The following is a 19,943-nucleotide window of genomic DNA, read 5'->3' as shown; positions in this document are numbered from 1 at the left end:
CGTTAGCTCTCATTCGTCCCGTCGGTTGCCTGACGCGGACGTAAAACCGTGCACTGATCTCGAAGAACCAGCCCTTGACGGGGCTTGCTTGTGTTCGCCCGTCAGCGGTCTTCGCAGGAGTCCTGAATGTCTGAAAAACCCTCCAAAGGCCTGACCCGGCGCCAACTCCTGGTCTCATCCGCCACGTCCATCGCCGTCGGTGCGGCCGCCAGCGCCAAGGCTGCGACCCTGGCTGGCCTGCCGCAATGGGTGCCGTTCGACCGTAACGGTCCGATGCACTACGACACGCCAGGCTGGCAGTTTTTTACCGCCGACGAAGCGCGCGAAGTGGAAGCCATCGTTGAACGGCTCATCCCTGCCGACGACCTGAGCGTCAGCGGCAAGGACGCCGGTTGCGCGGTGTTCATCGACCGTCAGCTGGCCGGTGAATACGGCACGTTCGACCGCCTGTATATGCAAGGTCCGTTCGAAAAAGGCACGCCGATGCAGGGCGATCAGTCGCCGTTGGTGCCCCAACAGCGTTATCGCCTGGGACTCGCCGGCCTGGCGGGTTACTGCCAGAAGCAGTTTCAGAAAACCTTCAGCGCCCTGAGTGCCGAAGACAAGGACAAGGTTCTGACGGATCTGGAAAAAGGTGCGATCAGCCTCGATGGCATCGACGCCAAGCTGTTCTTCCAGCAGGTGCTGGGCAACACGATGGAAGGCTTCTTCGCCGACCCGATCTATGGCGGCAACCGCGACATGGTGTCGTGGAAAATGATCGGTTTCCCCGGCGCGCGTTATGACTACCGCGACTACATCGGTCTGCATAACCAGAAGCTCGACCTCGTACCGATTTCCATCATCGGCAGCTCCGCCTGGAACAAAAAGGGTTAATTCGACATGGCAAAGAAACTACCTTCCACCGACGTCGTGGTTGTCGGACTCGGCTGGGCCGGTTCCATCATCGCCAACGAACTGGCCGATGAAGGCCTGAGCGTTATCGGCTTCGAACGTGGCCCATGGCGCGACACGGCAAGTGACTTCAATATCGCTTCGGCCACCGACGAGCTGCGCTATTCGCGCCGTCAGGAACTGATGCTGCGCACCAAGCAAAACACCACCACCATGCGCAACAGTGTGACCGAAACGGCGTTGCCGATGCGCACCTGGGGTTCTTTCCACCCCGGCAACGGCACGGGCGGCGCGGGCAATCACTGGGCGGGCATCAGCTTCCGCTTCCAGCCCCACGAATTTCGTCTGCACAGCCATTTGACCGAGCGTTACGGCAAAGAACTGTCCCCTGAGTTGACCCTGCAAGACTGGGGCACCGACTGGGAAGAGATGGAGCCGTTCTACACCAAGTTCGACCGTCTGGCCGGTGTTTCCGGCAAGGCCGGTAACATCAAGGGCGTGATCCAGGAAGGCGGCAACGTCTTCGAAGGCGCACGTTCGGAAGAATACCCGAACCCGCCGACCGAGCAGACCTACGCCCCGGTCCTGTTCGCCGAAGCCGCGCGCAACCTGGGTTACAAGCCGTTCCCGGTGCCATCGGCGCTGGTTTCCCGCGCTTACACCAACTCCCTTGGCATCACCATGGGCGCCTGCACCTTCTGTGGTTTCTGCACCAACTACGGCTGCGCCAACTACTCCAAGGCCAGCGCGATCACCACGGTGTTGCCAGTGCTGATTCGCAAGCCGAACTTCACTGCCAAGACCAACTGCGAAGTGCTGCGCGTGACCATGGACAGCACCGGCAAACGTGCGACCGGGATCATCTTCGTCGACGCCAACGGTGACGAGTTCGAGCAACCGGCCGACCTGGTGGTGATCAGCGCGTTCATCTTCGAAAACGTGCGCCTGATGCTGCTTTCCGGCGTTGGCAAGCCTTACGACCCGGTCACCAACACCGGCACCACGGGCCGCAACTACGCGTACCAGACCGCCAACAGCGTGCGGATGTTCTTCGACGACAAGAACTTCAACCCCTTCATCGGTGGCGGCGCCATCGGCATGGGCATCGACGAGTTCAACAACGACAACTTTGACCATTCGGGTCTGGGTTTCGTTGGCGGCGGCAGCACCCGGGTAACCCCGATTGGCGCTGCACCTATCGACTCGCGGCCTTTGCCACCCGGCACTCCGGCCTGGGGTGCGGCGTGGAAGCAAGCGACGGTGAAGAACTACGCCAGCACCATGTCCATCGGTTGTGAAGCCAGCAGCTATTCGACGCGCACCAACTACTTGTCGCTGGACCCGACCTATAAAGATCCACTGGGTCGACCGCTGTTGCGCATCACCTTCGACTTCCCGGAGAACGACCGCAAGATGGCCGCCTACGTGACGGGTAAAGTCCAGGAAATCGCCAAGAGCATGAACCCGAGGCAAATGGTCCCGAGCGCGCAAACCGGTCACTGGAACAGCGCGCCGTATCAGTCTTCGCACATCGTTGGCGGCTTCATCATGGGCGCCGATCCGAAGACCAGTTCGGTGAATAAATACCTGCAAGTCTGGGACGTGCCGAATCTGTTCGTGGTCGGCTCTTCCGCCTTCCCGCAGAACCCCGGCTACAACCCCACCGGCACCGTTGCGGCGCTGGCCTTCAAGGCCGCCGACGCGATTCGCACCCGCTACCTGAAACGCCCTGGGGAGATGATCACCGTATGAAGACTCTTCTTTCGGTTTGCGTAGGCGTGCTAGGCCTGGCCCTTAACGTCGCACACGGCGCCACCGGTGCCGACTCCTACAACCTGGTGGAAAAAGGTCGTTACCTGACCACCCTGGGCGACTGCACGGCTTGCCACACTCTGCCCGGCAAACCAGCGTTTTCCGGTGGTGTCGTGCTCGACACGCCGTTCGGCAAACTGTTGGGTGCCAACATCACCCCTGATCCGGTCAACGGCATTGGCCGCTGGAGCTTCGAAGATTTCCAGAACGCCATGTCCAAAGGTCATGGCCTGGACGGCAAGCGTCTGTACGGCGCCATGCCTTACACGGCGTATACCAAGGTGCTGCGTCAGGACAATCAGGCGATCTGGGCCTATCTGCAAACCATCGAGCCAGCGGACAACAAGGTCGAAACCAACCAACTGCCCTTCCCGTTCAACGTCCGCACCAGCTTGCTGGGCTGGAACCTGCTGAACTTCCAGGAAGGCGAGTTCAAGGCCGATCCGAAGAAGACCGAGCAGTGGAACCGTGGCGCGTATCTGGTGCAAGGCCTGGGTCACTGCGGCACCTGCCACACGCCGAAAAGCCTGACCGGCGGTGACAAGAACGACCAGTTCCTCGGTGGCGCCAACCTGCAGAACTGGGTCGCGCCGAACATCACTGCCGATGCCCACAGCGGCATTGGCAGCTGGTCCGAGGACGACATCGTCAAGTACCTGAAAACCGGTGCCAACCGCTTCGACATCGCTTCAGGCCCCATGGCCGAAGAAGTCGAGCACTCTTCCCAGCACTGGAAAGACGAAGACTTGATGGCGGTCGCGGTGTTCCTCAAGGACGGCAGCAAACCGGCCAATCCGCCGAAAGCCCTGGCGGCTACGGATAGCGCGATGGTCGCGGGCAAGGCGATCTACGCTGATCGCTGCTCGGCGTGCCACGTCGGCAACGGCGAAGGCACAGAAAACCTGTTCCCGAAACTGGCCATGGCGCCTTTGGTCAACGGTGCCGATGCATCGTCGATGATTCGTGTCGTACTGGCCGGCAGCCGCGCTGGCGCCACCGATGCGGCTCCGACCGCACCGGCGATGCCATCCCTGGGCTGGGCGCTGTCCGACGACAACGTCGCCAACGTCCTGACTTACGTGCGCAATAGCTGGGGCAACGCGGCACCGGCCGTGTCCAGCGCGGACGTAAAGGCTGTGCGCGAGCAATTGCAGCCCAAGTAAAAGCGCTGCAATAAAAAATGCCCGGCCTTGTGATGAGGTCGGGCATTTTTTTGCTCGGAATGAAATCCTACGAGCCCCGCGCTTCCATGATCCTTGGCAGATTCCCTTCGATCCAGCTCGCCAACGTATCGACCTGCAACGCCACTTCTTCCCCCAGAGGCGTCAACCGGTATTCGACATGGGGCGGCACCACGGGCAGCGCCTTGCGCTCGACAAAACCATCGTGTTCGAGATTCTGCAGGGTTTGCGAAAGCATCTTCTCGCTGACACCGCCGATCTTGCGGCGCAGCTCACTGAAGCGATGCATGCCGCCACGCAGCACCACCAACACCAACACGCCCCAGCGGCTACAGACATGGCTGAGGATAATTCTCGACGGGCAATCGGTGGCCATCAGCTCCCCGGAGCGGGCTTGCATGATGGTCGAACAGAACTCTGTGGGAACCTTGGCACTTTGCGTCATGACACTTACCTTTTTGTACGTACTTACGAAAGGTTAGCATGATGCTTATGCTTGGGCTTCACTAAATGCCTAGCAAGGAAATCTGCCATGTACATTGTCACCGGTGCAACCGGCCAGCTCGGCCGCCTGGTAGTCGAACAATTGCTCAAGGTCGTTCCAGCCTCGCAGATCGTCGCGGCTGTACGCACTCCGGAAAAAGCCGCCGACCTGATTGCCTTGGGCGTCAAGGTCCGGCATGCCGACTACGACAGGCCAGAAACCCTGGACAGCGCGTTCAAAGGTGCTGAAACGCTGCTGCTGATTTCCTCCAGCGAACTGGGCCAACGTGCGGCGCAGCACCAGGCCGTCATCGATGCCGCCAAGCGCGTCGGCGTTCAACTGCTCGCTTATACCAGCGTGCTGCGCGCCGATTCTTCACCCTTGAGCGTGGCCGTCGAACATCGCCAAACCGAGGCGGCGCTACAGAAATCAGGCCTGCCTTTCGTGCTGCTGCGCAACGGCTGGTACACGGAAAACTACACTGCGGGCATCCCCGGCGCATTGGCTCATGGCGCGGTGTTCGGCAGCGCCGGCGGTGGTCGGATCAGTTCCGCGCCTCGAGCTGATTACGCCGCTGCGGCGGTGGCGGTATTGACGGCCAAGGACAATCAGGCGGGTCGCACCTACGAACTGGCCGGAGACGACTCCTACACCTTGGCCGAGTTTGCTGCGGAACTGTCGAAGCAGACCGGCCAAGCCATCGGCTACACCGACCTGCCTCAAGCCGACTTCGAAGCCGCGTTGGTTCAGGCCGGCCTGCCGAATTTCGTCGCGGCGCTGTTGGCTAACTCGGATGTCGGCGCGTCCAAGGGTGCGCTGTTCGATGAGGGGCATCAGCTCAGTTCGCTGATCGGTCGCCGAACCGTGCCACTGGCACAGACCGTCGCGGCTGAACTGAAAAACTGATCGTCGTGCCGTTCACCTTTCTGCAGTTGAGGCGAACGGCAACTTCAAACCGAATGTTTTTTGGCAACGGTGGTCCTAGCTACACGAACAGAGCATTACGCACTGAGCCGTTAGCAAATCAGGAACCACTTATGAACAGTAAATCGCTCATCGCTTGTCTGGCTATTCTTGGCTGCGTTTCTGTCACCAATGTCGCCGTCCAGGCTCAGGAAAAGCCTGAACCGAAAGTTGAACAATCCAAAGAGAATATCCGTGATCTGGAACTGGGTTCCCGGGCGCCAGCAAAATTCCAGCGCCCTGAAGCCGGCATGAAGGACTGGAGCAAGCACGGCCTCAAAGCACCGTCCAAAGAAGCCCAGTGGGTCAAGATCAATGACAAGTACGTGATGGTGCAGATCACCAACGGTCAGATCACCGAGATCGTGCCGATCAGAAAATAACAGCTTGTAGGAGCGAGGCTTGCCCGCGAATCATCGTCTGGTCGCATTTTTCATCGCCAGTTTTGACGCCTTCGCGGGCATGCCTCACTCCAACGGGTTTTAGAGAAAAATCCCGCCTGACGCCTCAATCCGTTGCCCGTTGATCCACTTCCCGCCGTCACCCAGCAACATGCTGATCGCCGCGCCGATGTCATCGGCTTCACCGACCCGTCCCAGTGCGGTGCTGGACGCTATCAGTTGGTTGACTTCAGCATTGTCCCGCACTGTCCCGCCGCCAAAATCCGTTGCAATCGCGCCGGGGGCCAGCACGTTGACGTTGATGCCGCGTGGTCCGAGTTCCTTGGCCAGGTAACGGGTCCAGACTTCGATGGCACCTTTCATCGAGGCATACGCCGCGTAACCGACCAGGCTGAAGCGTGCGAGACCGCTGGATACGTTGACGATGCGCCCACCATCGGCCAGCAATGGCAGCAGTTTCTGGGTCAGGAAAAACGGCCCCTTGAAGTGAATATCCACCAACTGATCGAACTGCGCCTCGCTGGTTTCGGCAAAGCTGTTGTAGATGCCGACGCCCGCATTGTTGACCAGGAAATCGAACTGACTGGTCTGGAAAACATCCGCCAGCGTCCGGGAAACCTGCGCGCTGAAAGCATCGAAACTGCTGCTGTCGCTGACATCCAGTTGCAGCATGTGCGCACGACCGCCAAGGGCCTCAATTTCGGCGACCACGGCTTGGGCTTCTGCCTGCTTGCTGTGATAGGTGCCGATCACATCGACACCTTGGGCCGCCAGGTGCAACGCCGTACTTTTGCCAAGCCCGCGACTGGCACCAGTAATCAAAGCGATTTTCTTGCTCATGGGTATTTCCTCGAAGAGAGTGGTCAGGGAGTGGGAACGAGTCTATTGTTCGATCCACTAGCGATAAACTGCTGATAAGCGAAATGACTAGACGCTTTAAGCGAACAATTGAAGGAAAGCCGCGCAGAGGATTTATCCATGTCGCTTACACCGCGATGTCGGCCAGCACACAGGGTCCGTAGGACCGGCTTTAGCCGGGAGGGCGCAAGGTCAGACGACGCAACTGCTGCGAATGTACCGGCCTCCTCCCGGCTAAAGCCGGTCCTACGGGTTGTGTGATGGGATCAAGGCGGTATCTACGGAGATTCATTCGGCATGAACAAACTGGAACTGTTGCGCACCTTCGTGCGCGTCGCCGAACTGTCGAGTTTCACTCAAGCCAGCGAAGCCTTGGGCCTGCCGCGCTCGACCGTGTCGGAACAGGTCCAGGCCCTCGAAGAACTGCTTGGCACGCGCCTGTTATTACGAACCACGCGCCGGGTTCAGGTCACGCCTGATGGGCAGCTGTTGTACGAACGCAGCAAAGACATGCTGGCGCAGATGGATGAGCTTGAAGGCTTGTTCCGCAGCGATGCAATGCTCAGCGGTCGGTTGCGGGTCGACATGCCGACCGCCATGGCGCACAACATCCTTCTGCCGCGTTTGAGTGAATTCCTGAGCCAGCATCCAGGGATTGATCTGGAAATCAGCAGCACGGATCGTCGGGTCGATCTGGTGCGCGAAGGCTTCGATTGCGTTTTGCGCATCGGCGAGCTGCCGGACTCGCATCTGGTGGCGCGCAACCTGGGCGACTTGCCGATGGTCAATTGCGTCGGCGCCGGTTACGCCCGGCAGCATGGCGTCCCGACCAGCCTCGCGGATTTGCAGCAGCATCGCTTGATCAATTATGTGATGGCGTTCGGCGCGAGCACCGCGCACTTCGAATACCAGGATCAGGACAAAACCCGCACAGTGGCCATGCCGCACAGCGTGACCGTCAACAATGTGCAGGCTTATGAGGCCGCTTGCCTGGGCAATCTGGGCATCGTCCAGTCGCCGCGCATGGGCATGCGCAAACATCTGATGCGCGGTGACTTGATTGAAATCCTGCCTGAGTTTCGTCCCGCGCCGATGAAGATTTCCCTGGTGTACGCCCATCGACGCCATCTGCCGGAACGATGTCGGGTGTTTATGGACTGGTTTCAGGGCTTGATCGAGTTACACAACGCCGCTTGAATGCCGATCCCGGATTGGTGGTGCGAACCCGGGATAGGCTAATCTCACTTTCTACTACTACGCCTCGGGATTGAATCGGCATGGACCAGGACAGCGCCAAACGCTTGGCCGCACCGTTTTTCTGGCGCGACGCTCGCTTGCCTTTCATCGAGGCACGTTCGGTGGGCGATGGGCGCAAATTCTGTTACGCCAAGCATTCTCACGAGGTGTTTTCCATCGGCGCAATCACCGCCGGGCAAAGCACGTACCTGCATGAGAAGACCAGCCACCGCGTCCAAAGCGGCACAGTGGTGCTGATGAATCCCGGCGATGTGCATGCCTGCAACCCGATTGCCGACCAGCATTGGTCATATCTGATGCTGTACGTCGACAGCCTGTGGCTACGAAACCTTCAGCACCAGTTGGGCATGGACACCAACCTTGATTTCCAGCCCATCGCCCAGACTCACAGCAGCTCCGTCGAGCTGTTTCGGGGGATCAATCAGCTGTATGCCACGTTGATCGACACCGAAACGGATGTGCTCGGTAAACAATGCGCTGCGGTTTCCTTCTTCACCCAGATGCAACAGACACTGGGCAGTGCCGTCCTGCATGCCGACCAACCCGTGGATCGCGTGGAACGGGCTGAGCACTACATCAACGATAACTTCAAGGCAGCGATCAGCCTCGACGATATCTGCGGCGCTGCGAATATCTCGGCGTCGTACCTGATTCGCGCCTTCGAGCAGCGTTACCACATGACGCCCCATGCCTACCTGATCAATCGACGGATTCAACATGCCCGCACGCAGCTCAAAAGCGGGCGGCTGATCGCCGATGTAGCTCAGGAAACCGGCTTTGCCGATCAGGCGCATTTTCAACGAGCGTTCAAGAAACATCTCGCCGCGACCCCAGGCCAATACAAGCTTTAAGCGGCCAGCAGATACCCAGCGCAGCCCACCAGCAGCAAGGCCATGCAGCGGTTGAACACGCGAATGCCCAGCGCACTGGTTAAATAGGGGCGCAGGAAAGTCCCGGCAAAAGCCCAGCACGCCAGGGACAAGTAACAAATCACCAGGTAGATCGCGGCAAACTGCCAGATGAGCCGCGCCTCACCGCTGGCGGCAAAGGCACCCATGCCGGCAATACACGCCAGCCAGGCCTTGGGGTTAAGCCATTGCATGACCGCGCCGTACAGCATCGACGGCCGGTCGCTGGCCTGATCGACGCTCAAGCGACCGTTGTCACGGGCCAGCTTCCACGCCATGTACAACAGAAAACCCACCCCTGCCCACTTGATCCCCTGGGTCAGGAACGGCCACTGAATCAGCACCTCATGCAATCCGAAACCGGTCAACACCAGCAATAACGTGAAGCCCAGGGTTGCGCCGGTTACGTGCTGCAACGCCGGTCCCAAGCCAAATCTGGCCCCCGAACTCAGGGCAACGATATTGACCGGTCCCGGCGTAATCGACGAAGCCAGTGCGAAGGCCGCCATGGAAAGAAACACACTCATCTGAATACCCTGACTTAACCCGGAAATGAGTCGATCACGGTAAAGACGCGCACCGGCTGGGTATTGAAGAAAATTACCCAGCGATGTGCAAAAAACCCGCAGAGACACAACGCAAATGCTGATCATCTGGCACCGATAGGGCAGAATTACGGGCATTGCTTTCCCCAGACAGAGTTGCTGAATGATTACCCGCCCACAGAAACCGTCCCTTTGGGCGCTGTTATTTGCCATCCGCGGCACCATCGTGCCGGCGATCTGGCCCAAAGTGCTGTTCACGATGCTGATCAGTTCGGTGGTGGTTGCTACCCATGGCAAGCTGTTCGATTACAAAGTGGTGCTGACCGCAACGCCATTCACCCTGTGGGGGCTGACGCTGGCGATCTTCCTCGGCTTTCGCAATACCGTGGCTTACCAAAGGTTCTGGGAGGCGCGCACCTTGTGGTCCGAGCTGTCCATTGTGACCCGCAACCTGACCCGGCAAAGCCTGAGCATGATGCCCAACCTGCCGTCGACCGAACGACGCGCCCTCCTCGATGCGCTGATTGCCTTCAGCTACTTGCTCAAGGACTGGCTGCGCGGCGAGAAACCCGGTGAGGACAGTTGCCGGCTGCTGGAGCCAGCGCTGCAACGCGCCACCTTCGACAAGGAAAACCCGCCAAGCGTACTACTGGGCCTGATCGGCCAACGGCTGATGGACCAGGCGCGGCAAAGCAGCATCGGCGACCCGTTGAAAACCGACATGGATCAGCAGCTGAACCGCTTGTCTTACGTACTGGGCGGCTGCGAACGCATCAGTAATACGCCGATCCCCTACCCTTACATTCTGATGCTGCACCGCATCGTGCATGTCTATTGCTTCCTGCTGCCGTTTTGCCTGGTGGACAGCATCGGCTGGTTTACGCCGTTTGCGGTGCTGGTATTGGCTTATACTTTTTTCGGACTTGACGCGCTGGGCGACCAGATCGCCGACCCTTTCGACACCCAACCCAATGATCTGCCGTTGAACGCACTGTGCCGTGACATCGAAATCTCGGTGCTGGACATGCTCGACGAACCCGCCCCACCTCGCCTGGAGCCTGTCAATGATGTGCAGCTGTAGCCGTTTCAAGGCCTTATCCGGAAAACCTTCCCTTGCCGAGCACACCTATGAACAGCTTTGAGCAATCGATCATCGAAGCCGCGCAGGACGCCACGCTTAACCACACCGACGCAGAGCGCGCCGAAGCCAAGGCTGCGGCGATTGCCGCAGTCGCCGAAATCATGGCGACGACTTCCGGGCTGCAACGCACCCTGGCCCTGGCAGCGCTGCTGGACTCCTATTCCGAACAGGAAGACGAGTAATCAGCGGATTTGTTGACTGCCCGCAGGAGACACGGGGTGCTGATTCAAGCACTATGTCGCCCGAATGCGATGCCATCGCCGCAACACTTTATCTGGACGCGACATGACTCCCAACGCTGAACATTACAACCCGGCCACCGAATACGCTGACAAACTGATCAGCCGCATCGGTCAGACGCCATCCTGGATTGCCAAGCGCATTGGTGTCACCGACAAACGCATGCGCTACATCCTGGAAGGCGAACGTACCGTCAAGGGCGAAACAACCCCGATCCAGATGACCTACACCGAGCAGTTCGCTCTGGAATGCCTGGCAGCCGAGGCCAAGGCGCGCAGTAAATAAACGCTGAAAATCCTGCTGACGTCAATGGCCAAACGATTCGGCTTTTTGAGTCGCAACCGTGAGCATTGATCCTTGAAAGAAATTCAGCAAGACCTGCAAAAAACCGCAAATGATCTGGAAAGCATTTCCCTGAGCCTGGCCGGTCATGCTGTCTTTCTGCAGCACTCCATCCACGCCAAGGATGCCGCAGATGTGAGTCATCAGGTCGTCAAGCTGCAAGATACGGTCGATGATTTACGGACCATTGCCGACCGGATCACACCTTGATCCGGTCCTGCTGATACCTCTGATCCTGTTGAGCAACAAGGAACTGAACCAACTGCGATGACAGGCTTCCTACTTGGATAGCGTTCCAATCTGTACGCTGTACTTCAGGGTAACACCATGTCTATCGAGAGCAATTCAGCCTTACTGCAGTCATTGATCGCTCAGTTATCAATTGTTGATTACAGCTCGTCACTGGCCCTGCGAGGGGATGCAGAGAATAACCTTCTGGGTCTGAGAGACTTGTTCGAGCTGGACATGATCACCGGTCATTTCATCTACGGCGTACTCAGCGACCCATTGGGCCTGCTGTTTCTCTCCGCCGATCATATTTTGCTGACCAAACGCGGCGCGCTATTCGCCCTGCATTAAGTACCATGAGTCAAGCGCCGCCCGCTCAATCCTGAGCTTGCGACAGTGGCCTGGCCACCTGTTCCAGCGACTTGCGCTCAGCGGCTGCGCCCCAGATCCCCTGGACAATTGCAGCCACTATCATCAGCCCCGCTCCGATCAAATAGCCGATCAGGACGTTGCTGCGGTCATGGGTCTGGATCAGATAGCCGAACAGGCTCGGCCCGATAATCCCGCCCAGGCCGGTGCCAAAGGCATAGAACACGGCAATCGCCAATGCGCGAATTTCCAGGGGAAAGGTCTCGGCCACCGTCAGATACGCTGAACTGGCGGCAGCGGACGCGAAGAAGAAAATCACCATCCAGGCAATTGCTTGCTGCGTCACATCCAGAACGCCTTGCTCAAACAAGTAGCCGCTAATGGCCAACAGCACGCCGGAGATTCCGTAGGTCAGGCTGATCATCACCCGGCGCCCAATCACATCGAACAAACGCCCCAGCAGCAGCGGGCCGCAAAAGTTGCCCAGGGCCAGAGGCAACACGTACCAGCCGACCTGCTCAGCCGGAACCTGGTAGAAGTCCGTCAGCACCAGCGCATAAGTAAAGAAAATCGCGTTGTAGAAGAACGCCTGGGCAGTCAACAGCGTCATGCCGACCAACGCCCGCTGGCGAAACTTGACGAACAAGGTCTGGAATATCTCCCGCAGCGGCGTGTGATCCCTGGCATGCAAACGCAGCGGTTTGCTGGTGACATCGGGCAATCGGTGGCCCTGCTTGATCATGCCTGCTTCGATCTGCTCGACGATGCGTCGCGCTTGATCCGCCTGATTGTGGATCAGCAACCAGCGCGGACTTTCCGGCAGCCACAAGCGCATGAACAGGATGATCAGCCCGAGTGCCGCGCCGATGCCGAAGCACAACCGCCAGCCTAGGTCGCCGCCGACCCATTGCGGATCGAGCAAGACGATCGAGCCTGCCGCCCCCAATGCAGCGCCCAGCCAGAATGTGCCATTGATGGTCAGGTCCACCCAGCCACGGTAGCGCGCCGGGGTGAACTCCTGAATGGTCGAGTTGATCGCCGTGTATTCACCGCCGATGCCCATCCCGGTGAGAAAGCGAAACAACAGAAAACTCGCGACATTCCAGGAAAATGCAGTAGCCGCAGTGGCGCCGACGTAAAGCAGCAAGGTAATGAAGAACAACTTGCGACGACCGAGGCGATCGGTCAGCCAGCCAAAGAACAAGGCACCTAACACTGCGCCGGCAATGTAAACCCCGCCCGCCAGGCCGATCTCGCTGTTGGACATCTGCAGCAGTTCGCTGGACTTGAGCGCGCCCGATACCGAACCGGCCAGCGTCACTTCCAGGCCGTCGAGCAGCCAGGTAATGCCCAGCGCGAACACCAGCAGCGTGTGGAAACGCCCCCAGGGCAGACGATCAAGACGCGCGGGTAAGTCGGTCTCGAAAACCCTGCCCTTTTCCCGCTCGGCGCCGGGAAGACTTGCACTCTCGACTTTCAAAGGACTCGCTCCTGCTCGCAGACACCTGATCTATTGACAGGGTTGTGAGTCAAAGGCGTCCACGGAGTTCAGGTCGAAATCAGCTGATCCAGAACCACAGCAGCGTCAGGTTCGCCGCCGAGATCAGGCCGAACAGGCTCCAGGCGGCGGTCTGCACCAACCGGCTGTTGACGAACGGCCCCATCAAATGCCGGTCGCTGGTGAAGCGAATCAACGGCCAGAGGGCGAATGGCAGTTGCAGGCTGAGCACCACTTGGCTGAGCACCAGCATCTTGCCTACCGAGCTATCGCCGAGCCACATCACGCCAATTAACGCAGGAATCAACGCCAGGGCGCGGGTGATCAACCGCCGCTGCCAGCAGGGAATCTTGGCCTGCAAGAAACCTTCGAGGACCACCTGGCCGGCGATGGTGCCGGTAAACGTCGAACTCTGCCCCGCCGCCAGCAAGGCTATGCCGAACAATACGCTGGCCACGGCACCGCCCACCAAGGGGTCAAGCAAGTGATAAGCGTCCTGAATTTCCACCACCTCGGTATGCCCGCTCTGATGGAATGCGGCGGCCGCCAGAATCAGGATCGCAGCGTTAATCAGCAGCGCAAGGCTCAGGGATGCAATGGTGTCGACGCGGGCGAACTTGATCGCGCTGGCCTTGCTGGCGTTATCGCTGCCGTTGACCCGGGTCTGCACCACTGAAGAATGCAGATAGAGGTTATGCGGCATGACCGTCGCGCCGAGGATACCGATGGCGATGTACAGCGGCTCCTGGCCACTGAGCACATCCCAACTTGGCTTCAGTCCTGCAAACACATCCGGCCAGAATGGCTTGATGAGGATCAGCTCGACCGTAAAACAGGCGCCGATGGTCGCAATCAACCCCAGGACGATGGCCTCCAGACGTCGGAAGTTGGCGCCCTGCAAGGCCAGCACGATCAGCGTATCGAAGGCAGTCAACGCCACGCCGACGGTGATGGAGACGCCGAGCAACAGATGAAAGGCCAAGGCCGCGCCAAGTACCTCGGCAAGGTCCGTGGCGACAATCGACAGCTCCGCCAATAACCACTGGCCTTTCGCGACGCGCGGGCTGTAACGCGCTGCCGACAACTGCGCCAGGTCGCGCCCGGTGGCAATGCCCAGCCGCGAGCACAGGTTCTGCAACACCATGCCGGACAGGCTCGCCAGTACCACCACAAACAGCAGCGAATAACCGAATCGCGAGCCAGCTTCAATGGCCGTTGCCCAGTTGCCGGGGTCCATGTAGCCGATGGAAACCAGCAGGCCGGGGCCGACAAACAGCATCATCTTGCGCGCCAACGAGGCATTGGCGGGAATGGCGACGCTATCGGTAACCGCGGACGGGCAAAACGGTGCAGTGGCAGTGGTGGGCAGTTTGAACTTCACGGGGACCAGACGGGCAACGGGACGAGGTGTCGATGTTAAAGTTTTGCGACATATCTTGATATGCAAAATATCGCCGCCTTCATCATGTAGATACCGTCTTGATCCTCATCACACACCCCTTTGAAGTTGAATAGATCCCGTAGGACCGGTTTTAGCCGGGAGGAGGCAGGTACATTCGCAGCAGTTGCGTCGTCAGACCTTCCGCCCTCCCGGCTAAAGCCGGTCCTACGGATTGCTTCGTGAACAAGTTCGCTCCCAAAGTGAAATGCGATCTGGCAGCGTAGCCAACCCTCACCCATCGACAGTCAAAACCACCTTCCCCTCAATGTGTGATTTTTCCAGGTAATCCTGAGCCGCTGCTGCGCTTTTCAGCGGGAAAGTGACATTGACCTTCACGCTCACCAGCTCGCCCTTGATCAACTGCGCGACGTCTGCAAGCTGCGCCCCACTGGGCTCAACCAGAAAAAAGCGGCTGTTCTTGCCGTACGCATCCGGGCGGTTGCGGGCGGGCTCGTTCAAGGTGGAAACCAATGTGCCGCCACGTCGCAATACAGCCCATGAACGCTGCTGCATTTCGCCGGACACCAGATTGATCACCAGATCGATATCCGAGCAGACATCCTCGAAACGTTCCTTGGTGTAATCGATGACCCGGTCCGCGCCCAGTGCGCTGATGAACCGCGTGCTTTTATCCGAGCCGGTGGCGTAAACCATCGCGCCCTTGGCGGCCGCGAGCTGCACGGCAAAGTGCCCGACGCCACCGCTGGCGCCCTGAATCAGCACGCGCTGGCCGGCCTCCAGATGGCCGTGATCGAATAGCGCCTGCCACGCTGTCTGCGCAGCCAGAGGCACGGCCGCAGCGTGTATGAAATCAAGATTTTCCGGAATTTTCGCCAGATGCTCGACCTTGATCACGGCGTACTCCGCGTAACTGGCATCACCGCCGACCATCCCGAAAACCCGATCCCCTTTAGCAAAACTTCCCACACCACCGCCCACCTGCTCGACAACGCCGGAAAAATCCCGCCCCAGAGTGATGGGCAACTTATCTTGGCTGACCGGCGGAAATTCGCCTTGGCGAATCTTGTAGTCCACCGGGTTGACACTCGCAGCGGCAATTCGTACCAATACTTCGCCCACTTGCGGATGAGGGATCTCAATAAATTCGAGTTGCAGCACACTCGAATCACCAAACTGGTGAATCCTTATCGCTTTCATGGTCGCCATGGGGCTGCTTCCTGACAGGTTGATAGGTAATGGGCTGACTACTGGTTCAACGCAGAGGTTCAGCTTAGTTGCCACGCATCCGGCCAACGGAGCCCAAAAATCGGTATAGCAGCGCTGATCAACCTTGAGCGACCGTTCGGCATAAAAACGTGAAATTTCCGACCATTCAGCAATTAACAGCCAAGATTCGCTATAACTAACCGATCTAAACAATCATTTCAAAATGTAAAAGATCTATCATGTGTGATCCAGTAATTCCGGAATCTGACCCATGACCTCTTTATCAACGGCGGACAGCGTGACGCCGCAAATCCCCTCCGATGGGGTTGATCCTGTTCGTGCAGCATCCATCAGCGCCCGCATCGATCGTTTGCCGGCAGTGGCGACGATCTGGCGCCTGATCGCGCTGTTGTCCATCGGTGGCTTTTTCGAGCTTTACGATTTATTCCAGACCGCTTACATCAGTCCAGGCCTGCTGCGTGACGGTATCTTCGCCACCGGCGCACAAGGCGTGTTCGGTTTTTCCGATCAGGCCGCCTTCGCCTCGGCAACCTTTCTCGGGCTTTTTCTCGGTGCCAGCCTGCTCAGCCCGATTGCCGACCGTTTTGGACGCCGTGCCATCTTCACCTTCGCGTTGATCTGGTACACCGTCGCCACCGTGCTCATGGGCGTGCAGAGTTCGGCGCTGGGCATCATTTGCATGCGCTTTCTGGTGGGTATCGGGCTGGGCATCGAGTTGGTGACCATTGATGCTTACCTGTCGGAGCTGGTGCCCAAGCGCATTCGCAGTTCGGCGTTTGCCTTTGCCTTTTTCATTCAGTTCCTTTCGGTTCCGGCCGTTGCCCTGATGTCCTGGTGGCTGGTGCCGCAAGCGCCGTTCGGGATTTCCGGCTGGCGCTGGGTGGTGCTGGCCAGCGCGGTATTCGCGCTGTTCATCTGGTGGCTGCGCTCGCGCCTGCCCGAGTCACCGCGCTGGCTCGCGCAACATGGGCGCTTTGATGAAGCCGAACGCATCATGGATGACATTGAAGCCAAGTGCCTGCGTGAACACGGCAAACCGCTGGACGCGCCCGAACCGGAAGTGGTTGCCGTCGAAGGCCGCGGACGTTTCGCCGACATCTGGAAGCCGCCCTACCGTCGTCGGGCACTGATGCTGATCGTGTTCCACATCTTCCAGGCCATCGGTTTCTTCGGCTTTGGCAACTGGCTGCCGGCATTGCTCACCGGCCAGGGCGTCAGCCTCACCCACAGCCTGGGTTATGCGTTTGTGATCACCCTCGCCTATCCGCTGGGTCCGCTGTTGTTCGTGAAATTTGCCAATCGCTATGAGAATAAATGGCAGATCGTCGGCTCGGCGTTGGGCTCGATGATCTTCGGCACCTTGTTTGCGTTTCAGACCTCGGCCGTGGGCCTGGTGTTTTGCGGCGTGATGATCACCTTCTGCAATGCCTGGCTGAGCTTCAGTTATCACTCTTATCAGGGTGAACTGTTCCCGACCAACATCCGCGCCCGTGCCGTCGGTTTCTGCTACTCCTTCAGCCGATTGTCGACCGTGTTCAGCAGTTTGCTGATCGGCTTTTTTCTGGAGCATTTCGGCACACCGGGGGTGTTGGCCTTCATCGTCAGCAGCATGTTGATCGTGATCATCACCATCAGCACGTTCGGCCCTCGCACACGCAACCTGGCACTGGAGAACATCGCTCACCGCTGATGTGCCATGGAGATTGCCGGCGGGTGGTGCAACCTGCCGGTAGTCAATGGAAGTGAACCGGTTGAATACCTGGCTATCCAAACCCGTATCAACTCCTGACCAATCCACAGATGAGGTGCACCATGGCCGGTTCCCGCCCGGAAAATCCAGATGTCGATGCCAATGAAGTAGCGTTTCCCGAAACCGTCCCGGACCCGATCACCGAAGAGCAAGACCCAGAAGCCGGGTTTGAGCCGGGAACCGAATTAGTGCCGGAAAAAGGCGATTTTCATGGCGTGCCAAGCAAGCAGTAGAAAGCGCAGATATTAGGCCCTGACAGGCTAATGGTCGCCGGTCCACACCATCGAAGGGTGGCCGGCACCGGGCATCAACTTTGCGCCCACTCGACATCGGTAATACCGAAATGCTCGGCGTAAGGCTTGGACACGCGGGCGACTTTTTCCAGGCGATATTTAGGAATGCGGGCAATGCCGGCATCGACGCTTGCGTGGTGCCAGGCTTCGGCATCGTCCATGCGTTCAGCACTGATATAGAACGATTTGAAGGCGCCATTGAACAGGTAATCAATTCGGTAATGTTTGTACTGGGACATCCAGGCAGTGCCTCATACTGTTTGTTTAGAGCAGTAGATGACCTTTGGTCCGAGCGAAAAATTCAGTCTTTTTTGACCAAATGATCAATCAGTACACAGCGCGGTTGGCCACGATACCCCGGCAACGGCGCTGCCGCCCCTAGCGAATACCCAAGCGTCTGGCCAGGCGACTGAGGTTGGCGCGGTCGAGCCCCATCTCCCGGGCGACGTCAACCCATTTACCCTGATGCCGGGCCAAAGCCTCCTCGATCAGCTTGCACTGGAACGCATCCACTGAATCCTTGAGCGTGCCGCCTGGGACGATTGCTGCGGGCATTTCCGTTGCGGAAAAATGGCTGACGGCGACTTCATCGATCAGGCCCAGCGCGGCAGCCTCGATGGTCAGAATGCGCGGACGCTCCTTGTGGGCCGAAAGGGATTTGAGCACCGCGCGGCTGATCAAGTGTTCGAGTTCGCGCACGTTGCCCGGCCAGGTGTAGCCGACCAGCAGTTTCTGCGCGTCGGTGTTCAAGCGCAGGCTGCGCAAACCCATGCGTGCGCGGTTCTCTTCGAGGAAGAAACCCGCGAGCAGCAAGACGTCGCGGCCTCGCTCACGCAATGGCGGCACCAGAAGCGGGTAAACACTCAGGCGATGATACAGATCGGCCCGGAAGCGACCGCTGCGCACCTCCTCGGCCAGATCCCGATTGGTGGCGGCGATGACCCGCACGTCCACATGGTGTTCCTGATCTGAACCGACCCGCTGCAACTGGCCGCTTTGCAAAACCCGCAACAGCTTGGACTGAACGGGAAGCGGCAACTCCCCTACCTCATCGAGAAAAATGGTGCCGCCATCGGCCAGTTCGAATTTGCCGCTACGACCGTTCGCGGCACCGGAAAACGCGCCTTTGACGTGGCCAAACAGTTCGCTCTCCACCAGCATTTCCGGCAGTGCGGCGCAGTTGAGGCTGATCAACGGCTTCTGGGCGCGGGGAGAATTCAAATGTATGGCCTCGGCCACCAGCTCCTTGCCGACCCCGGTTTCCCCGGTGATCAACACCGACAAGGCACTGTTGCCGACCAGCTGAATCTCCTGCTGCATCCGCTTATGTACGGCGCTCTGCCCGATCAGTTCCCGAGGACCTCGGCCGCCGGCGGCACGTTTGTAGACTTCAGCCAGTTGGCGTTGATCTTCAAAGCCGCGCGCCAGCTGCTTGATTCGCTCACTGGCCATGACGGTCGCGGCAGCCAGGCTGGCAAACGCTTGCAGGTTGTCTAGGTCGACGCTGCCGAAACGCGAGGGATTCAGGGAATCCAGAGTAATCAGGCCCCAGGGTTTGTCCTGGAAATACAGCGGACAACCCAGGCAGTCATGCACTTCGAGATGGCCTGGATGCCCTTCCACCAGACCATCGTAAGGGTCCGGCAACTCACAGTCGGTGGAAAAGCGTGTAGGGCCAGGGTTTTCCAGCAACACCTTGAGACGCGGGTGTTCCTCCACTCTGAAGCGCCGTCCCAGGGTATCGGCGCTCAGCCCCTGCACCGCCAAGGGAATCAGCACATCGTCCTCAAGCTTGAGCAACGCCACGGCGTCGCATGGCAACAATTGCCGCAGCGCCTGCAGCAAACGCCGGTAGCGTTCATCGTCAGGCAATTCCCGACTCAGGTCGGCGACCAGAGGAACCAATGCCGATAACAGGGGGTTTGTCATTGCGATTCCGTTGACTGATTAATGACCGACGATGCGGTCATTATGACTGCGCAACCCGCTCAATGTCGAAACGCAACCCGTTGGAGCGAGGCTTGCCCGCGAAGGCATCAGTTCAGGCAACGAAAATGTCGACCGCAATACCGATTCGCGGGCAAGCCTCGCTCCAACGAATGCGGCGAGATGCGGCGAGATGCGGTCATAACCTGGGACCGGATTCATCC

At 58.9% G+C, this 19,943-nt stretch carries 22 protein-coding genes; 14 read left to right on the top strand and 8 right to left on the bottom strand.

All coding sequences use genetic code 11. From position 1 onward, the window contains the following. Positions 1 to 126: 126 nt before the first annotated feature. From AFK24_RS17020 to AFK24_RS17010, 3 genes are read left to right on the top strand one after another with little or no spacing between them, the layout of a single operon-like run. Complete coding sequence (locus tag AFK24_RS17020) at positions 127 to 876, top strand: gluconate 2-dehydrogenase subunit 3 family protein (RefSeq protein WP_065834305.1); 750 nt, start codon at positions 127 to 129, stop codon at positions 874 to 876. Between the two features lie 6 nt (positions 877 to 882). Then, positions 883 to 2,646, top strand: coding sequence for a GMC family oxidoreductase (locus AFK24_RS17015; protein WP_065834304.1), 1,764 nt, complete (start codon positions 883 to 885; stop codon positions 2,644 to 2,646). Further along, positions 2,643 to 3,869 carry a c-type cytochrome gene (locus AFK24_RS17010; protein ID WP_065834303.1) on the top strand — a complete coding sequence of 409 codons (1,227 nt, stop codon included), beginning with the start codon at positions 2,643 to 2,645 and terminating at the stop codon, positions 3,867 to 3,869. Before AFK24_RS17015 ends, AFK24_RS17010 begins: the two co-directional genes overlap by 4 nt. A 67-nt stretch (positions 3,870 to 3,936) precedes the next feature. Here the strand turns inward: AFK24_RS17010 and AFK24_RS17005 are convergent, their stop codons facing one another. Continuing rightward, on the bottom strand, positions 3,937 to 4,332 hold the full coding sequence (locus tag AFK24_RS17005; protein WP_065834302.1) for a winged helix-turn-helix transcriptional regulator: 396 nt from the start codon (positions 4,330 to 4,332) through the stop codon (positions 3,937 to 3,939). An 87-nt stretch (positions 4,333 to 4,419) separates the two neighbouring features. On the opposite strand from AFK24_RS17005, the gene AFK24_RS17000 reads away from it, so the two are divergent. Together AFK24_RS17000 and AFK24_RS16995 are read left to right on the top strand one after the other, a co-directional pair. After that, positions 4,420 to 5,277, top strand: coding sequence for an SDR family oxidoreductase (locus AFK24_RS17000; RefSeq protein ID WP_065834301.1), 858 nt, complete (start codon positions 4,420 to 4,422; stop codon positions 5,275 to 5,277). Positions 5,278 to 5,408: 131 nt separating this feature from the next. Beyond that, entirely contained in the window at positions 5,409 to 5,717 is a 309-nt protein-coding gene (locus AFK24_RS16995) for an RcnB family protein (protein ID WP_065834300.1), read from the top strand. A 99-nt stretch (positions 5,718 to 5,816) separates the two neighbouring features. Here AFK24_RS16995 and AFK24_RS16990 read toward each other — a convergent pair whose 3' ends face one another. Then, entirely contained in the window at positions 5,817 to 6,575 is a 759-nt protein-coding gene (locus AFK24_RS16990) for an SDR family NAD(P)-dependent oxidoreductase (RefSeq protein WP_065834299.1), read from the bottom strand. A 315-nt stretch (positions 6,576 to 6,890) separates the two neighbouring features. On the opposite strand from AFK24_RS16990, the gene AFK24_RS16985 reads away from it, so the two are divergent. Together AFK24_RS16985 and AFK24_RS16980 are read left to right on the top strand one after the other, a co-directional pair. Beyond that, positions 6,891 to 7,790 (top strand): LysR substrate-binding domain-containing protein, encoded by a 900-nt coding sequence (locus AFK24_RS16985; protein WP_065834298.1) that lies wholly within the window; start codon positions 6,891 to 6,893, stop codon positions 7,788 to 7,790. Between the two features lie 80 nt (positions 7,791 to 7,870). Beyond that, positions 7,871 to 8,701, top strand: coding sequence for an AraC family transcriptional regulator (locus tag AFK24_RS16980; RefSeq protein ID WP_065834297.1), 831 nt, complete (start codon positions 7,871 to 7,873; stop codon positions 8,699 to 8,701). Here AFK24_RS16980 and AFK24_RS16975 read toward each other — a convergent pair. Further along, complete coding sequence (locus AFK24_RS16975; RefSeq protein WP_065834296.1) at positions 8,698 to 9,285, bottom strand: LysE family translocator; 588 nt, start codon at positions 9,283 to 9,285, stop codon at positions 8,698 to 8,700. The genes AFK24_RS16980 and AFK24_RS16975 overlap by 4 nt on opposite strands. A gap of 181 nt (positions 9,286 to 9,466) precedes the next feature. On the opposite strand from AFK24_RS16975, the gene AFK24_RS16970 reads away from it, so the two are divergent. The 5 genes from AFK24_RS16970 to AFK24_RS16950 all read left to right on the top strand — a co-directional run bounded on the left by AFK24_RS16970 (position 9,467) and on the right by AFK24_RS16950 (position 11,605). Beyond that, on the top strand, positions 9,467 to 10,384 hold the full coding sequence (locus AFK24_RS16970; RefSeq protein WP_065834295.1) for a bestrophin family protein: 918 nt from the start codon (positions 9,467 to 9,469) through the stop codon (positions 10,382 to 10,384). A 47-nt stretch (positions 10,385 to 10,431) separates the two neighbouring features. Further along, complete coding sequence (locus tag AFK24_RS16965) at positions 10,432 to 10,626, top strand: hypothetical protein (protein WP_065834294.1); 195 nt, start codon at positions 10,432 to 10,434, stop codon at positions 10,624 to 10,626. Positions 10,627 to 10,729: 103 nt separating this feature from the next. Continuing rightward, complete coding sequence (locus tag AFK24_RS16960) at positions 10,730 to 10,969, top strand: hypothetical protein (RefSeq protein ID WP_065834293.1); 240 nt, start codon at positions 10,730 to 10,732, stop codon at positions 10,967 to 10,969. Between the two features lie 72 nt (positions 10,970 to 11,041). Continuing rightward, positions 11,042 to 11,236 carry a hypothetical protein gene (locus AFK24_RS16955; RefSeq protein WP_065834292.1) on the top strand — a complete coding sequence of 65 codons (195 nt, stop codon included), beginning with the start codon at positions 11,042 to 11,044 and terminating at the stop codon, positions 11,234 to 11,236. 117 nt (positions 11,237 to 11,353) lie between these two features. Continuing rightward, entirely contained in the window at positions 11,354 to 11,605 is a 252-nt protein-coding gene (locus tag AFK24_RS16950) for a hypothetical protein (RefSeq protein WP_065834291.1), read from the top strand. 25 nt (positions 11,606 to 11,630) lie between these two features. Here the strand turns inward: AFK24_RS16950 and AFK24_RS16945 are convergent, their stop codons facing one another. The 3 genes from AFK24_RS16945 to AFK24_RS16930 form a co-directional block, all read right to left on the bottom strand. Continuing rightward, complete coding sequence (locus tag AFK24_RS16945; protein ID WP_065834290.1) at positions 11,631 to 13,103, bottom strand: MFS transporter; 1,473 nt, start codon at positions 13,101 to 13,103, stop codon at positions 11,631 to 11,633. A 79-nt stretch (positions 13,104 to 13,182) separates the two neighbouring features. Further along, positions 13,183 to 14,490 (bottom strand): Nramp family divalent metal transporter, encoded by a 1,308-nt coding sequence (locus AFK24_RS16940; RefSeq protein WP_170826350.1) that lies wholly within the window; start codon positions 14,488 to 14,490, stop codon positions 13,183 to 13,185. Between the two features lie 303 nt (positions 14,491 to 14,793). Continuing rightward, positions 14,794 to 15,729 carry an NADP-dependent oxidoreductase gene (locus AFK24_RS16930; protein WP_065834287.1) on the bottom strand — a complete coding sequence of 312 codons (936 nt, stop codon included), beginning with the start codon at positions 15,727 to 15,729 and terminating at the stop codon, positions 14,794 to 14,796. Between the two features lie 271 nt (positions 15,730 to 16,000). Here AFK24_RS16930 and AFK24_RS16925 point away from each other — a divergent pair, with 271 nt between their 5' ends. Beyond that, complete coding sequence (locus AFK24_RS16925) at positions 16,001 to 17,440, top strand: MFS transporter (protein ID WP_065834286.1); 1,440 nt, start codon at positions 16,001 to 16,003, stop codon at positions 17,438 to 17,440. A 122-nt stretch (positions 17,441 to 17,562) separates the two neighbouring features. Further along, a complete protein-coding gene (locus tag AFK24_RS31210) occupies positions 17,563 to 17,733 on the top strand; it encodes a hypothetical protein (protein ID WP_170826347.1) in 171 nt (56 codons plus the stop codon). A 74-nt stretch (positions 17,734 to 17,807) separates the two neighbouring features. On the opposite strand, the gene AFK24_RS16920 is transcribed toward AFK24_RS31210, so the two are convergent. Further along, entirely contained in the window at positions 17,808 to 18,032 is a 225-nt protein-coding gene (locus tag AFK24_RS16920; protein WP_065834285.1) for a DUF6555 family protein, read from the bottom strand. Between the two features lie 139 nt (positions 18,033 to 18,171). Next, complete coding sequence (norR, locus tag AFK24_RS16915; RefSeq protein WP_065834284.1) at positions 18,172 to 19,722, bottom strand: nitric oxide reductase transcriptional regulator NorR; 1,551 nt, start codon at positions 19,720 to 19,722, stop codon at positions 18,172 to 18,174. Positions 19,723 to 19,943 lie beyond the last annotated feature (221 nt).

Origin of the sequence: Pseudomonas syringae, assembly GCF_001698815.1 — a bacterium.
GTDB lineage: Bacteria > Pseudomonadota > Gammaproteobacteria > Pseudomonadales > Pseudomonadaceae > Aquipseudomonas > Aquipseudomonas syringae_A.
This window is presented reverse-complemented; position numbering and strand designations above follow the sequence as displayed.

What these genes read in the sequence shown, in the direction of transcription:
- AFK24_RS17020 (WP_065834305.1), top strand. Translation starts at nt 127, where the DNA reads ATGTCTGAAAAACCCTCCAAAGGCCTGACCCGGCGCCAACTCCTGGTC.
- AFK24_RS17015 (WP_065834304.1), top strand. Translation starts at nt 883, where the DNA reads ATGGCAAAGAAACTACCTTCCACCGACGTCGTGGTTGTCGGACTCGGC.
- AFK24_RS17010 (WP_065834303.1), top strand. Translation starts at nt 2,643, where the DNA reads ATGAAGACTCTTCTTTCGGTTTGCGTAGGCGTGCTAGGCCTGGCCCTT.
- AFK24_RS17005 (WP_065834302.1), bottom strand. Translation starts at nt 4,332, where the DNA reads ATGACGCAAAGTGCCAAGGTTCCCACAGAGTTCTGTTCGACCATCATG.
- AFK24_RS17000 (WP_065834301.1), top strand. Translation starts at nt 4,420, where the DNA reads ATGTACATTGTCACCGGTGCAACCGGCCAGCTCGGCCGCCTGGTAGTC.
- AFK24_RS16995 (WP_065834300.1), top strand. Translation starts at nt 5,409, where the DNA reads ATGAACAGTAAATCGCTCATCGCTTGTCTGGCTATTCTTGGCTGCGTT.
- AFK24_RS16990 (WP_065834299.1), bottom strand. Translation starts at nt 6,575, where the DNA reads ATGAGCAAGAAAATCGCTTTGATTACTGGTGCCAGTCGCGGGCTTGGC.
- AFK24_RS16985 (WP_065834298.1), top strand. Translation starts at nt 6,891, where the DNA reads ATGAACAAACTGGAACTGTTGCGCACCTTCGTGCGCGTCGCCGAACTG.
- AFK24_RS16980 (WP_065834297.1), top strand. Translation starts at nt 7,871, where the DNA reads ATGGACCAGGACAGCGCCAAACGCTTGGCCGCACCGTTTTTCTGGCGC.
- AFK24_RS16975 (WP_065834296.1), bottom strand. Translation starts at nt 9,285, where the DNA reads ATGAGTGTGTTTCTTTCCATGGCGGCCTTCGCACTGGCTTCGTCGATT.
- AFK24_RS16970 (WP_065834295.1), top strand. Translation starts at nt 9,467, where the DNA reads ATGATTACCCGCCCACAGAAACCGTCCCTTTGGGCGCTGTTATTTGCC.
- AFK24_RS16965 (WP_065834294.1), top strand. Translation starts at nt 10,432, where the DNA reads ATGAACAGCTTTGAGCAATCGATCATCGAAGCCGCGCAGGACGCCACG.
- AFK24_RS16960 (WP_065834293.1), top strand. Translation starts at nt 10,730, where the DNA reads ATGACTCCCAACGCTGAACATTACAACCCGGCCACCGAATACGCTGAC.
- AFK24_RS16950 (WP_065834291.1), top strand. Translation starts at nt 11,354, where the DNA reads ATGTCTATCGAGAGCAATTCAGCCTTACTGCAGTCATTGATCGCTCAG.
- AFK24_RS16930 (WP_065834287.1), bottom strand. Translation starts at nt 15,729, where the DNA reads ATGGCGACCATGAAAGCGATAAGGATTCACCAGTTTGGTGATTCGAGT.
- AFK24_RS16925 (WP_065834286.1), top strand. Translation starts at nt 16,001, where the DNA reads ATGACCTCTTTATCAACGGCGGACAGCGTGACGCCGCAAATCCCCTCC.
- AFK24_RS31210 (WP_170826347.1), top strand. Translation starts at nt 17,563, where the DNA reads ATGGCCGGTTCCCGCCCGGAAAATCCAGATGTCGATGCCAATGAAGTA.
- AFK24_RS16920 (WP_065834285.1), bottom strand. Translation starts at nt 18,032, where the DNA reads ATGTCCCAGTACAAACATTACCGAATTGATTACCTGTTCAATGGCGCC.
- norR (WP_065834284.1), bottom strand. Translation starts at nt 19,722, where the DNA reads ATGACAAACCCCCTGTTATCGGCATTGGTTCCTCTGGTCGCCGACCTG.